Origin of the sequence: Arthrobacter sp. NPDC093139 (assembly GCF_044754165.1) — a bacterium.
In the GTDB taxonomy this organism is placed as follows: domain Bacteria; phylum Actinomycetota; class Actinomycetes; order Actinomycetales; family Micrococcaceae; genus Arthrobacter.
The window spans coordinates 52,148-65,628 of record NZ_JBIVOO010000003.1 but is presented as its reverse complement, the minus strand read 5'-3'; the positions used below and the strand labels follow the sequence as shown (position 1 = coordinate 65,628).

The 13,481-nt window shown below is 66.3% G+C and carries 13 protein-coding genes; 11 read left to right on the top strand and 2 right to left on the bottom strand.

What is annotated here, in order from left to right; translation table 11 throughout:
- Positions 1-25: 25 nt before the first annotated feature.
- From ACIP90_RS06210 to ACIP90_RS06190, 5 genes are all read left to right on the top strand, one after another.
- Positions 26-1,717 carry a ribonuclease J gene (locus ACIP90_RS06210; protein WP_400577789.1) on the top strand — a complete coding sequence of 564 codons (1,692 nt, stop codon included), beginning with the start codon at positions 26-28 and terminating at the stop codon, positions 1,715-1,717.
- Between the two features lie 109 nt (positions 1,718-1,826).
- Positions 1,827-4,742 (top strand): DNA translocase FtsK, encoded by a 2,916-nt coding sequence (locus ACIP90_RS06205; protein ID WP_400577787.1) that lies wholly within the window; start codon positions 1,827-1,829, stop codon positions 4,740-4,742.
- A gap of 68 nt (positions 4,743-4,810) precedes the next feature.
- Positions 4,811-5,476 carry a CDP-diacylglycerol--glycerol-3-phosphate 3-phosphatidyltransferase gene (gene pgsA / locus ACIP90_RS06200; RefSeq protein ID WP_400577786.1) on the top strand — a complete coding sequence of 222 codons (666 nt, stop codon included), beginning with the start codon at positions 4,811-4,813 and terminating at the stop codon, positions 5,474-5,476.
- The gene (locus ACIP90_RS06195) at positions 5,473-5,967 is read left to right on the top strand and encodes a CinA family protein (RefSeq protein ID WP_400577785.1); all 495 of its coding nucleotides are present in this window, start codon (positions 5,473-5,475) and stop codon (positions 5,965-5,967) included. The genes pgsA and ACIP90_RS06195 overlap by 4 nt, the downstream gene beginning before the upstream one ends.
- 138 nt (positions 5,968-6,105) lie before the next feature.
- Positions 6,106-6,558: a helix-turn-helix domain-containing protein gene (locus ACIP90_RS06190; RefSeq protein ID WP_400577784.1), complete on the top strand. Its 453-nt coding sequence runs from the start codon at positions 6,106-6,108 to the stop codon at positions 6,556-6,558.
- Positions 6,559-6,668: 110 nt separating this feature from the next.
- Here ACIP90_RS06190 and ACIP90_RS06185 read toward each other — a convergent pair whose 3' ends face one another.
- Complete coding sequence (locus ACIP90_RS06185; protein WP_400577783.1) at positions 6,669-7,178, bottom strand: MarR family winged helix-turn-helix transcriptional regulator; 510 nt, start codon at positions 7,176-7,178, stop codon at positions 6,669-6,671.
- Positions 7,179-7,220: 42 nt separating this feature from the next.
- Here ACIP90_RS06185 and ACIP90_RS06180 point away from each other — a divergent pair, with 42 nt between their 5' ends.
- The 6 genes from ACIP90_RS06180 (at position 7,221) to dapF (ending at position 12,802) form a co-directional block, all read left to right on the top strand.
- Positions 7,221-7,445: a DUF3046 domain-containing protein gene (locus ACIP90_RS06180; RefSeq protein WP_400577782.1), complete on the top strand. Its 225-nt coding sequence runs from the start codon at positions 7,221-7,223 to the stop codon at positions 7,443-7,445.
- Between the two features lie 205 nt (positions 7,446-7,650).
- On the top strand, positions 7,651-8,703 hold the full coding sequence (gene recA, locus ACIP90_RS06175) for a recombinase RecA (protein WP_400577781.1): 1,053 nt from the start codon (positions 7,651-7,653) through the stop codon (positions 8,701-8,703).
- A gap of 70 nt (positions 8,704-8,773) precedes the next feature.
- A complete protein-coding gene (locus ACIP90_RS06170; protein ID WP_400578296.1) occupies positions 8,774-9,280 on the top strand; it encodes a regulatory protein RecX in 507 nt (168 codons plus the stop codon).
- A gap of 52 nt (positions 9,281-9,332) precedes the next feature.
- Entirely contained in the window at positions 9,333-10,877 is a 1,545-nt protein-coding gene (gene miaB / locus ACIP90_RS06165; RefSeq protein ID WP_400577779.1) for a tRNA (N6-isopentenyl adenosine(37)-C2)-methylthiotransferase MiaB, read from the top strand.
- A gap of 3 nt (positions 10,878-10,880) precedes the next feature.
- The gene (gene miaA, locus ACIP90_RS06160) at positions 10,881-11,783 is read left to right on the top strand and encodes a tRNA (adenosine(37)-N6)-dimethylallyltransferase MiaA (RefSeq protein ID WP_400577778.1); all 903 of its coding nucleotides are present in this window, start codon (positions 10,881-10,883) and stop codon (positions 11,781-11,783) included.
- A 74-nt stretch (positions 11,784-11,857) separates the two neighbouring features.
- On the top strand, positions 11,858-12,802 hold the full coding sequence (gene dapF / locus ACIP90_RS06155) for a diaminopimelate epimerase (protein WP_400577776.1): 945 nt from the start codon (positions 11,858-11,860) through the stop codon (positions 12,800-12,802).
- Here the strand turns inward: dapF and ACIP90_RS06150 are convergent.
- On the bottom strand, positions 12,783-13,397 hold the full coding sequence (locus ACIP90_RS06150; RefSeq protein ID WP_400577775.1) for a class I SAM-dependent methyltransferase: 615 nt from the start codon (positions 13,395-13,397) through the stop codon (positions 12,783-12,785). The genes dapF and ACIP90_RS06150 overlap by 20 nt on opposite strands.
- Between the last annotated feature and the right edge of the window lie 84 nt (positions 13,398-13,481).

Genomic DNA, 13,481 nt, shown 5'->3' with positions numbered 1-13,481 from the left:
TCTTCCGCCTGGAAAGAAGTGCATTATGACCCAAGTTGCCCTACCCGGCCTTGTTACGCCTCCCCGCCTTGCCGAAGGCACCCTTCGGATCGTTCCCCTGGGCGGCCTGGGCGAGATCGGCCGGAACATGGCCGTCTTCGAAATCGACGGCAAGCTGCTGATCGTTGACTGCGGTGTCCTCTTCCCGGAGGAGACTCAGCCGGGCGTTGACCTGATCCTGCCCGATTTCTCCTACATCGAGGACCGGCTGGATGACATCGTGGCTGTGGTGCTGACCCATGGCCACGAAGACCACATCGGCGCTGTCCCGTATCTTTTGCGGCTCCGCAGCGACATCCCGCTCGTGGGTTCGCAGCTGACGCTCGCCCTTGTCGAAGCCAAGCTGCAGGAACACCGCATCAGGCCTTACACGCTGACGGTGACCGAGGGGCAGGTGGAGCAGTTCGGCCCCTTCCAGTGCGAGTTCGTTGCCGTCAACCACTCGATCCCGGATGCGCTGGCTGTCTTCCTCCGCACCGCCGGCGGATCCGTGCTGCACACAGGTGACTTCAAGATGGACCAGCTCCCGCTGGACGGCCGGATCACGGACCTCCGGCACTTCGCCAAGCTCGGCGAAGAGGGCGTGGACCTGTTCATGTCCGACTCCACGAACGCCGATGTTCCGGGCTTCACCACTGCGGAAAAGGAAATCGGCCCCACCCTGGACCGGGTCTTCGGACAGGCCACCAAGCGCATCATCGTGGCGTCCTTCTCCTCGCACGTCCACCGTGTGCAGCAGGTCCTGGATGCCGCGGCCAAACATGGCCGCAACGTGGCGTTCGTCGGGCGTTCCATGGTCCGGAACATGGCGATCGCCGAAAAGCTGGGATACCTGGACGTGCCGGACGGCATCGTGGTGGACCTGAAGAACATCGACAGCCTGCCGGACAACAAGGTGGTGCTCATGTCCACCGGCTCGCAGGGCGAGCCCATGGCAGCGCTGTCCCGCATGGCCAACGGCGACCACCGGGTGGTGGTGGGCCACGGTGACACGGTTATCCTCGCCTCGAGCCTCATCCCCGGCAACGAGAACGCGGTGTTCCGCATCATCAACGGACTGCTGAAGCTGGGCGCCGACGTCATCCACAAGGGCAACGCCAAGGTCCACGTGTCCGGCCACGCCGCGGCCGGTGAGCTGCTGTACTGCTACAACATCCTGGAACCGCTCAATGCCATGCCGGTGCACGGTGAAACCCGCCACCTGATCGCCAACGGCAAGATTGCCGAGGAATCAGGCGTGCCCGCTGAGAGCATCCTCCTCGCTGACAACGGCACCGTCATCGACCTCCGGGACCACCGTGCCGACGTCGTGGGTCAGATCGAGGTCGGCTTCGTCTACGTGGACGGCTCAAGCGTCGGCGAGATCACCGACGCCGACCTCAAGGACCGGCGGGTCCTCGGCGACGAAGGCTTCATCTCCATCATCACGGTCATCAACCGGGCCACCGGCAAGGTGGTCTCCGGACCTGAGATCCACGCCAGGGGCGTCGCGGAGGACGACTCGGTGTTCGACGACATCATCCCCAAGATCAACGACGCGCTGGAAGAGGCCGTGCTGAGCAATGCGGACCACACCGCCCACCAGTTGCAGCAGGTGGTCCGCCGGATCGTCGGAACGTGGGTCAACCGCAAGCTGCGGCGCCGCCCAATGATTATTCCGGTGGTCCTCGAGGCCTAAGCCGCCGTTCGGGGCTCCAAGGGCTCCGGGGCTCCGGGGCGGGTGAACACAGTCCCCGGACGCCCGGAAATCCGCGGAATTCGGCCGGGGTTGGAGTACCGTGGCTCATATGGCCACACGTACTTCCCCCGCGCCAAAACGCACTCCCAGCACCAAATCAGGCACGTCAGCGGGCCGCTCCGGCTCCGCGGCGTCCAAATCCGGCCGGGGCGGAGCATCCGGCGGAACGGCGCGCACGCGCCAGCTGGCCAACGTCGAACCCCGGCAGCCGTGGCTGCTGAGGGTGTTGGGTGGTGCCTGGCTCGGAATTGGCCACCTGGTCGGCGGGGGAGTGCGGCGGATCGGCCACGACGTCAGCGACCTCGCACCGGAAGACCGCCGTGACGGGGCCGCCCTGTTCAATCTCGCACTGGCCGTCTTCATCGCTACTTTTGCCTGGTGGGGCTTCCGGGGCTGGTTCCCGGATGCCGTCTTCGCCGTGGTCAACGGCACTTTCGGCTGGATGTCGCTGGTGCTGCCGCTCATGCTGTTCGTCTGCGCTGTGCGGCTGTTCCGCCGGCCGGCCGACGGCCGCGGCAACAACCGCGTGGGGATCGGCTTCCTGATCATGACCTTCGCGGGTTGCGGGCTGGCCCACATCATTGGCGGCCAGCCGACCGTTGCCCAGGGATTCGACGGCCTGCGCCAGGCAGGTGGCATGCTGGGCTTCCTGGCGGCATCCCCGCTGGCCGCCATCCACGCGGCGGTGCCGGTGGCATTGTACGGATTGCTGGCCTTCGTCTCGCTGCTCATCGTGACGGCAACACCTTTCACCGCCATCCCGGGGCGCCTGCGGGCAGCCTATGAGCACCTGATGGGAGTGGACCTCCAGGACCACGACGGCGGTGTCCACGACCGCAGTTACCTTTACGAGAACACGGCCGCGGCGGCACCGAAAAAGAAGCGCAAGCGGCTCTTCGGCAAGGACCCGGAAGGCGACGCGCGCCTGGAGGGCTACGTCGGTGATGAGGCCTTTGAGCATGCGGTCATCGATGACGACGATCCTGTCGCCCCGTCCCGCAAGGGAGCACCGTCCGGCACGGGCGCCTCGGCCGTGGCACCGGGTGTCCGCCGCCCCACGCAGGCCGAGATCGCCGTCGAAAAGATCAAGGCCGCCCAGGGGCTCGGCTCCAAGGGCGGGGATGCAGACGGGGACAACGCCACGGAGGCCATCCCGCTCGTCACTCCGGGCATGGTGGCCGCCGGTTCACTCAACCCGGCCGGTGCCGGTGCCGCCTCGCAGGTGCCCTCCAAGCCGGTGGCGCCAGCGCCGCCGCCCACGCCGATCCCGCAGCGGACCGAGCAGCTGTCCCTGGCCGGGGACGTCACGTACACCCTGCCGTCGTCGGACATGCTGACCCCCGGATCCATCCCCAAGGAGCGCACGGAAGCCAACGACGCCGTGGTCGCGGCGCTGACGGACACGCTGACGCAGTTCAACGTGGACGCAAGCGTCACCGGTTTCAGCCGAGGCCCCACGGTCACGCGCTACGAAATCGAGCTGGCGTCCGGCACCAAGGTGGAGCGCGTCACGGCGCTGTCCAAGAACATCTCCTATGCCGTCGCCAGCTCAGACGTGCGCATACTGAGCCCCATTCCGGGCAAGTCGGCCATCGGCATCGAGATCCCGAACACCGACCGTGAGACTGTCTCGCTGGGCGATGTCCTGCGCAGCCAGAACGCCCGCCGCACGGACCACCCCATGGTCATGGGCGTGGGCAAGGACGTCGAGGGGGGCTATGTCGTCGCGAACCTGGCCAAGATGCCCCACCTCCTCGTGGCCGGCGCCACCGGCGCAGGTAAGTCATCGTTCGTGAACTCGATGATCACCTCAATCCTCATGCGCGCCACACCGGATGAGGTCCGGATGGTCATGGTGGACCCCAAGCGCGTGGAACTGACGGCCTATGAGGGCGTGCCGCACCTCATCACGCCCATCATCACAAACCCGAAGAAGGCGGCGGAGGCGCTGCAGTGGGTGGTCCGCGAGATGGACGCCCGCTACGACGACCTGGCGAACTACGGCTTCAAGCACATCGATGACTTCAACAAGGCCGTCCGCGCAGGCAAGGTCCATCCTCCAGTGGATTCCAAGCGCGTCATACGGCCCTACCCGTACCTGCTGGTGATCGTGGACGAGCTCGCCGACCTCATGATGGTGGCACCGCGCGACGTCGAGGATTCCATTGTCCGAATCACGCAGCTCGCGCGTGCGGCCGGCATCCACCTGGTCCTGGCCACCCAGCGGCCGTCGGTGGACGTCGTCACAGGCCTGATCAAGGCCAACGTTCCCTCGCGCATGGCCTTCGCGACGTCCTCCGTCACCGACTCCCGCGTGGTCCTCGACCAGCCGGGCGCCGAGAAACTCATTGGGCAGGGTGACGCCCTCTTCCTGCCCATGGGTGCCTCCAAGGCCATGCGTGTGCAGGGCGCGTGGGTGACGGAGTCCGAGATCCACAAGGTGGTGGAGCACGTCAAGGGCCAGCTCAAGGCCGATTACCGGGACGACGTCGCGGCCGATGCGCCCAAGAAGCAGATCGACGACGACATCGGCGACGACCTCGAAGTGCTGCTGCAGGCCACGGAACTGGTGGTCACCACGCAGTTCGGCTCCACATCGATGCTGCAGCGCAAGCTCCGCGTCGGGTTCGCCAAGGCCGGCCGCCTCATGGACCTGCTCGAGTCCAGGGGCGTGGTGGGACCCTCGGAAGGGTCCAAGGCCCGCGATGTGCTGGTCAAGCCTGATGACCTCGCCGCGGTGCTGGCCGCCATGAAGGGCCAGGAAGCCCCCGCGGCGCCTGATTCCCAGACAGCGGCCCTAAGCGACAACGCAAACGCCAACATCGCGCAGGGCGGCTACGCGGAAGACCTCGTCACCGCCGATCTGGACAACCGTGCGCAGAGCGCTGAGTACTACGACGGCGCGGACGGCTCCGGGGACGACGATGAAGGATCCGAGGACGCCTGGTCCCTCACCGGGCGCTAGCCCGGAACGGGCAGCTCCGAAGTTTTGTAGCTCGGGAGCCGCGGTCCGGAAGACGGTAGCCTAGGAGGGTGACTAGCACCGAAGCGACCGCGGCCGGCTCCAACAGCTCCGGGATCTGGAACCTTCCCAATATCCTCACGATGCTCCGCATTGTGCTGGTGCCGTTCTTCGTGTGGTTCCTCATCGCAGATGCTCCGGGCCTGCGGAGCGAATCCGGGCCGTGGCGCTGGGCCGCCGTGGCTGCCTTCGCCGTCGCGATCTACACGGACAAGCTCGACGGCGACATCGCCCGGAGCCGCGGGCTGGTCACCGACTTCGGAAAGATCGCCGACCCCATTGCCGACAAGCTGCTGATCGGTTCGGCCCTGGTCATGCTTTCCGTGCTGGATGAACTGTCCTGGTGGATTACGGCGGTCATCCTCGTCCGCGAGTGGGGCATCACGGCGCTGCGGTTCTTTGTCATCCGCTATGGAGTGATTCCCGCCTCCCGCGGCGGAAAGCTCAAGACCGTCGTACAGACGGCAGCGATCTTCCTCTACCTTCTTCCGCTGTCCGCGATTGCGCCCTGGCTGGTTTGGGTGGCCCTCGCCGTGATGCTGGTGGCCGTCATCATCACGGTCTGGACCGGCGTGGAGTACATTCTTGAAGCTCTGAAAGTCCGCGCCCACGGGCTGCGGCGCAGGGCCGAGGAACGGCAGGACGAGAACCCGGACACGCAGGAAGGAAAGGCATGAGCAACCTTCACCGAATCGCCGGCGAGACAGTCGCGGCCGCCGTCGCGCGGGGCGTCACCGTTGCCACCGCCGAATCGCTGACCGCCGGCATGGTCACGGCCATGCTGGCGGACACGGCAGGGGCGTCGGCCATGCTTCGGGGCGGCGTCGTCTCCTACAGCAACTCCGTCAAGCGGGATCTGCTCCGCGTTCCCCAGGAACTGCTCGACGCCGTCGGCTCCGTCGACGGCGACGTCGCGGCGGCCATGGCCGAGGGTGCACGGGACGCCTGCGGGGCTGACCTGGGTGTTTCCACCACGGGCGTGGCCGGGCCGAACGGGCACGACGGCAAACCGGTGGGGACTGTCTTCATCGGCATCGCCACCGAGCAGGGCGCCACGTCCTATCCCTACAGTTTCGAAGGAACCCGGGCGGAGATCCGCGCACTCGCCTGCGAGGCCGCACTCGCGCGGCTCCAGGAGGCTCTGGCGTCGCTAAGCTACCGGGAGTAAGGTTGCCGGGAACAAAAAGCATTACCGAATAGTTGTTACATTGTGTCGCTTCTCCAAGAGGGAGGCGCCTAGGATGAAAAGACCAACATCGGTTCGCTTCCCAGCGGACCGGACACATGAGGGAGCAAGGCGATACAGATGGTAAAGCAGCCCGTATCCGTAAACGGCGTTGTCCGCTGGAAGGATGTGGGCCTCGCCGATCAGGCCAAGAGCGAACAGAAGGAGCGCAAGATGGTAGTACTTCGTCACGAAATCGGTGATGTCCTGCGCGATGTCCGCCAGCGTCAAGGGCGTACCCTCCGCGAAGTGTCGCACAGCGCCCGAGTTTCCCTGGGCTACCTGAGTGAAGTGGAGCGCGGCCAGAAGGAGGCCTCTTCCGAGCTGCTGTCCTCGATCTGTTCGGCCTTGGATGTTCCGTTGTCCAGCATGCTCCGCGAGGTCAGCGACCGCGTTGCCATGGCCGAAGGTGTTGCCGTACCGGACACAGTGCCGCAGGAGTTCTCGCAGCGCTACGGCCGTGACCTGGAGCGCGACCTCAGCACCGAACTGAACAACGAGCTGGCCAAGGGCCTGCTGTCCAGCGCCAGGTAACCTGCAGCGCACAGGAAAGATTTAGAGCGATGGCCCCCGGCACAAACCGGGGGCCATCGTCGTTGATCTCGACACCGTTGGCGTGGGCCGTGCGCTGGATGTAACTACGCCTAAAGCTCGCCGTCCTTGGGAAACCCGTCACGTTCGTAGGTGGCATTGAGCTTGGCCATGTACGTGGCCAGGGCCTCCAGGTCCTCCACCGGCCATTCACCCAGCCGCTCCCGGAAGACCTGCCGCCTTGCGTCCTGGACCTGGTGCATCTTCTCTTCACCCTTGGGCGTGAGGCGGATGGTCTGGGCGCGCCCGTCCAGTGGATCGGCTTCCTTGAGCACGAGGCCGATGCCCTCGAGGAACGCGATCTGCCGACTCACGGAGGGCTTACCGACGCCGATGCAGGACGCGAGCTCGGTCAGCCGGATGGGTCCCGTTTTGCGAATCATGGTGAGCAGCCCATATGCAGCAGGCTCCATGTCCGGATGCACCTGGCGTGAGAGCTGCTGGGAGACGGCGCGGGCGCGCCGCCAGAAAATACTGATTTGATGCTCCACTGACTTCAACGCGGCATCAAGTGTGTCCTCGGAGGGGGCGGACCCACGCGGGGCGTCAACGGGGTTGCTCATGGCAACCATTCTAGAGTCCGCAGCCATGAGAGACTCTATGGCGTGCGGATTAGTGATTTTTGGCGGCTCATGGACGACGAGTTTGGCGCAGGATATTCCCGCGTGCTTAGCAGCTCACTGAGCCTTGCGGGGGTGGGAGGCAAGACGGCCGACGAGGCATTGGCTGCCGGCGTCAATCCCCGCGATGTCTGGCTCGCCGTGTGCGATGTCCAAGACGTTCCCGCGGAACGGCGGCTCGGCCGGGACATCAAGCCCAGCCCCAGCTGATTCCGCCCGCCCGCCGGCAGAGTCCTGACACGCCGACCGATTGTTCGAATATCTGTTCGGACGGGACTATGCTTTTTTCCAGCGGGTTATCCACATACGCAGGCCGCCCGGCAACATTGTCACAGGGCGGCGCTAGCGTCAGTGATGACAGAGAACAAGGCCGCACAGGCCACTCCACAGCGAGAAAGCAATAGAGGTGTGAACCATGGCGGCAGCCCCGGATCGTGCAAAGGCGTTGGAAGCAGCGCTTGCCCAGATTGACAAGCAGTTCGGCAAGGGATCGATCATGCGCCTGGGTGATGAAACCCGCGCCCCCATCGAGGTCATTCCCACCGGTTCCATCGCTCTGGACGTCGCCTTGGGTATAGGCGGGCTCCCGCGGGGCAGAGTCGTTGAGATCTACGGACCGGAATCGTCCGGTAAAACCACAGTGGCCCTCCACGCGGTGGCAAACGCCCAGCGCAACGGCGGCATCGCGGCCTTCATCGACGCCGAGCACGCTCTCGACCCCGAGTATGCCGCGAAGCTGGGCGTGGACACCGACGCCCTGCTTGTATCCCAGCCGGACACCGGCGAGCAGGCACTCGAAATCATGGACATGCTGGTGGGCTCCGGCTCGCTGGACATCGTCGTCATCGACTCCGTGGCCGCGCTCGTGCCGCGTGCCGAAATCGAAGGTGACATGGGAGACAGCCACGTCGGCCTGCAGGCGCGCCTGATGAGCCAGGCGCTGCGGAAGATCACCGGTCGGCTGAGCCAGACCAAGACCACGGCCATCTTCATCAACCAGCTTCGCGAAAAGATCGGTGTGTTCTTCGGCTCACCCGAAACCACCACCGGCGGCAAGGCCCTGAAGTTCTACGCTTCCATCCGCATCGACGTCCGCCGCATCCAGACCCTGAAGGAAGGCGCCGACTCCGTCGGCAACCGCACCAAGGCCAAGATCGTCAAGAACAAGATGGCCCCGCCCTTCAAGGTCGCCGAATTCGACATCATTTATGGCCAGGGCATCTCCCGCGAGGGCGGCATCATCGACATGGGCGTGGAGCACGGCCTCATCAAGAAGTCAGGTTCCTGGTTCACCTATGACGGCGACCAGCTCGGCCAGGGCATGGAGAATTCCCGGCGCTTCCTCCGCGACAACCCCGAGCTGGCGGCGGAACTCGAGCGGCTCATCAAGGAAAAGCTCGGTGTCGGAGTCAAGCCCGCCGCCGACGCCGAGGCTTCACCGAAGCTGAAGGCCGTTGACGGTTTCTAGCAGCAGGGGGCGCGGCCGGGCCCGGGGCGCTGAGGCAGGCCTGCCGCCTGCCTCGCCGCCGCCCGAAGCCATGGAAGACCGGGACGCAGACCCCGCGTCCGTGGCTCGAGCCATTGTGCTGCGGCAGCTGACCAGTTCGCCCAAGAGCAGGCTCCAGCTTGAGCGCAAGCTGGCTGAACGAAACGTGCCCGAGGATGTCGCCGCCGCGGTCCTGGACCGGTTCGAAGAGGTCAGGCTCGTCGACGACGCAGAATTCGCGGACATGTGGGTGCGGAGCCGTTCCCAGACCCGCAAGCTGGCCAAGGGAGCCCTCCGCCGCGAGCTCGCCGAAAAGGGGATTGATCCGGAGACGGCCGCTGCGGCGCTGCAGCAGCTCAGCGACGAAGAGGAGGAAGCAGCGGCCAGGCACCTGGTGGAACGCAAGCTCCGGCCGGGGGCAGACCTGTCTGACCGTGCAGAGCGGGACAAGACCACCCGGCGTCTGGCCTCGATGCTCGCCCGCAAGGGGTACCAGCCCTCGCAGGCATTCCGGATCGTCGGGGACGTGCTTGACGCCGCCTCCATCGACCAGGCATAGCCGCGGCACTGAAGCACACCCGACAGTTGGCCACAGCCGGTACGCTTAACGGGTGAGTCTGACCTACCCTTCCCCCTCCTCCGGCGCCGTCCCCTCAGCCGCCGACGTCTCCAGCGCACCCCGCACCTACCAGGTGCGGACGTTCGGCTGCCAGATGAACGTCCACGATTCCGAGCGGATGGCCGGGATGCTCGAGGCGGCAGGTTACGTTCCAGCGGAGGGTGCCCAGGCCGACGTCGTGGTCTTCAACACGTGTGCCGTGAGGGAGAACGCGGACAACAAGCTGTACGGCAACCTCGGCATGCTGGCGCCCGTCAAGGAAGCCAACCCGGGAATGCAGATCGCTGTCGGCGGGTGCCTGGCGCAGAAAGACCGTGAAACCATCCTGAAGAAGGCTCCGTGGGTGGACGCGGTCTTCGGGACGCACAACGTCGGTGCGCTTCCGGCGCTCCTGGACCGGGCCCGCCACAACAGCGAAGCCCAACTCGAGATCCTTGAGTCCCTCGACGTTTTCCCGTCCACGCTGCCCACCAAACGGGACTCCGTGTACTCGGGATGGGTGTCTATTTCGGTGGGCTGCAATAACACGTGCACGTTCTGCATCGTCCCTGCCCTCCGCGGCAAGGAGAAGGACCGCAGGCCGGGGGACATCCTGGCCGAGGTCCAGGCGCTGGTAGACGACGGAGCCATCGAGGTGACCCTGCTGGGACAGAACGTCAACTCCTATGGCGTGGAGTTCGGCGACCGCCAGGCGTTCTCCAAGCTGCTCCGCGCCTGCGGGGACATTCCCGGCCTGGAACGGGTCCGCTTCACCAGCCCCCACCCGGCGGCGTTCACCGACGACGTGATTGACGCCATGGCCGAGACGCCCAACGTCATGCCCCAGCTGCACATGCCCCTGCAGTCCGGCTCGGACAAGGTCCTCAAGGACATGAGGCGCTCCTACCGCTCGGCCAAGTTCCTCGGAATCCTGGACAAGGTCCGGGAGAAGATCCCGCACGCCGCGATTTCGACGGACATTATTGTCGGCTTCCCTGGCGAGACCGAGGAAGATTTCCAGGCAACCCTGGACGTCGTCGAAAAGTCGCGCTTCGCCACGGCCTTCACCTTCCAGTACTCCAAGCGGCCCGGCACCCCGGCCGCTGATCTTCCCGCCCAGCTGCCCAAAGCCGTCGTGCAGGAAAGGTTCGAACGGCTCACAGCCCTGCAGGACCGGATCGCCGCGGAGGAGAACGCCAAGCAGCTCGGACGCCAGGTCGAGGTCATGGTGACCGCCCAGTCAGGGCGCAAGGCAGAGGCAACCCACCGGCTGTCCGGCCGGTCCCAGGACCAGCGGCTCGTCCACTTCTCCGTGCCCGACGGAGCCGCGGCACCCCGGCCCGGCGACCTCGTCACGGTCACTATTACCGAGGCCGCGGCCTTCCATCTCGTCGCCGACCCCGCAACGGCCGCCGACTACTCCCTGCGCCGTTCGCGGGCAGGGGACGCCTGGGACAGGTCGCAGGCGGACTCGTGCGGCGCGCCCGCACCGGCGGCCGCCGGCGGCAAAACCGGCGTTTCGCTCGGCATGCCGTCACTTCCCGTGCGCAGCCGCTAGCCCGTGGCCGGCAGGCAGCCGCCCGTCATTGCGGTGGTCGGGCCGACGGGTTCCGGGAAGTCTGACCTTGCCGTCGAGCTGGCGCTGGAGCTCGACGGCGAGGTGATCAACGCCGACGCCATGCAGTTCTACCGCGGCATGGATATCGGAACTGCCAAGATCACCGAACCCGAGCGCAGGGGAGTTCCGCACCATCTGCTGGACATCCTGGACGTTACCGAGGAAGCGTCGGTATCCGAGTTCCAGCAGCAGGCAAGAGCAGCGGTGGCAGACATCCACCGCCGCGGCAAGCGGGCCATCCTTGCGGGCGGGTCGGGCCTGTATGTGCGCGCAGCCCTGGACGTCCTGGAATTTCCTGGCACCGACCCCGGCATCCGCGCCCGCCTCGAGCGGGAACACGCCGACGCCGGAACTGCCCCGCTCCTGCAACGCCTCCGGGACGTCGACCCGGTGTCGGCAGGCCGGCTCGGAGATGCCCGGCGGATTATCCGGGCCCTGGAGGTCTTCGAACTGACAGGCCGCCCGTTCAGCTCGTTCATGCCCAGCCGGGAGTACTTTCAGCCCGCCGTGCAGATCGGCCTGGCAGTGGACCGCGACGAACTGCGCGAACGCCTGGCCGTCCGGGTCCACCGCATGGTGGACCGCGGACTGCTGGCCGAGGTTGAACGGCTGGATGCCGCCGGGCTCCGGCGCGGCCGGACGGCGCCCCGGGCACTGGGGTATGCCCAGTTCCTCAAAGTGCTCGACGGCGAAGCAAATGTTGCGCAGGCAGCAGAGGAAACTATCGTGGCCACCCGGCAGTTCGCCCGCCGCCAGCTCACCTGGTTCCGGGCCGACCCGCGCATCGCCTGGCTGGACTGGCAGGATCCCGCCCTTGCCGAGAAGGCCGCGGCTCTTTGCTCCTGACGCAGGACGCTCACCCGCCCGGAGGCTCACGGGCTGTTTTCCGGGACGCTGCGGCGTGCAGGTACGCTTGAAACATGAACGAAGCCCTTGCAGAAACCGCTGAGCGCGCCATCTCAACCCTGAGCGGCCTCCGCTTCTCCAAGGGCCACGGAACCGGCAACGACTTTGTCCTGATCGCCGACCCCGAGGGCACGCAGTCCATTCACCCGGAACAGGTCGCCGAGCTGTGCGACCGCCACCGCGGCATCGGCGGGGACGGGCTCATCCGGGCCGTCCCCTCGCGTCTCCTCGACGAGGGCCGCCGGCTCCTGACCGAACATCCCAACGCAGAGTGGTTCATGGACTACCGCAACGGCGATGGCTCGCTGTCTGAGATGTGCGGCAACGGCGTCCGGGTCTTCGTCCACTTCCTCCTCGCGGAGGGGCTTGCGGAACTCCCGGAGGGCGGCTCACTGACCATCGGCACGCGCGGCGGCGTGAAAACCATCGTCCGCACGGCCGACGGCTACGCCGTGGACATGGGCCCGTGGGAGTTCATCTTCCCCGCCGAAGCAGCAGCCCGCGCCATGGACTCCCTGGTCACTGCCGACGGCCTGGAAGTGCCGCGGCCGGCACTGTCAGTCAGCATGGGAAACCCGCACACCGTCGTGGCGCTGGCCGAACTGTCCGAGCTGGAAGCCACGAGGCTCTTCACTGCACCCCACGTCGACCCCAAGCCGGCCCACGGCACCAACGTCGAATTCGTTGTCCCGTCCGAGCCGCTGGTCCACGACGGAGTCGGCACAGTGACCATGCGCGTGCACGAGCGCGGCGTCGGTGAAACGCAGTCGTGCGGCACCGGCGCGTGTGCCGCCGCCGTGGCAATCCGTCACTGGGCGGGCCAGGGTGCACCGGACGCCTGGCACGTCAAAGTGCCGGGCGGCGTCGTCGGCGTTAAATTCTTTACCGTGGCAGACGGCCACGAGCATGTGGAACTGAGCGGGCCCGCAACGATCGTTGCTAGCGGGACGCTTTCCTGACCCGCAGGATGCGGAAGGACTTGGACGTGCTCTCGCGGGTCACCGCAAACGAGTCGTCAAGCGCCTCCGCGAGCCAGCGCTGAAGCGAGTCGGATCCCAGGTTCTTCTGCACCACCAGCCAGGCTGAACCTCCCGGCGCGAGACGGGGCAGCCACAGCAGCAGCAGTGAGTGCAATTCATCCTTCCCAATCCGGATCGGCGGATTGGACCAGATGGTGTCGAAGCGCAACTCAGGATCCACGGCCTCGGGCGTGCTGGCCGTGACATTGGCAAGCCCCAGCAGCGCGGCGTTCTCGTTGGTGAGAGCGATACAGCGTTCGTTGACGTCCACCGCATACACGTGGGCGTGCGGCGCCCGCAGCGCCATGGTCAGGGCGATGGGACCCCAGCCGCAGCCGATGTCCAGCAGGTTTCCCTGAGGAGCGGGGGCGGGGACCTCCGCGAGCAGAACAGCAGTGCCCTTGTCGATGCCGTCCGGGCTGAAGATGCCGGAGGAGGTCTGCAGCCTGCGCGTTTCGCCGGCCAGTTCCACGGTGAGCGGCTTGCGGGTGAACGGCCCGGCGGGCGAGGCGCTGAAATAGTGGGCAGACTCCATAACTGGCCAGATTAGTGGGCCTACCACCCGGATGGGAAACGGGATGGGAAACCGGATGGTCCGCATCTGCTACGCTGGAAGGCA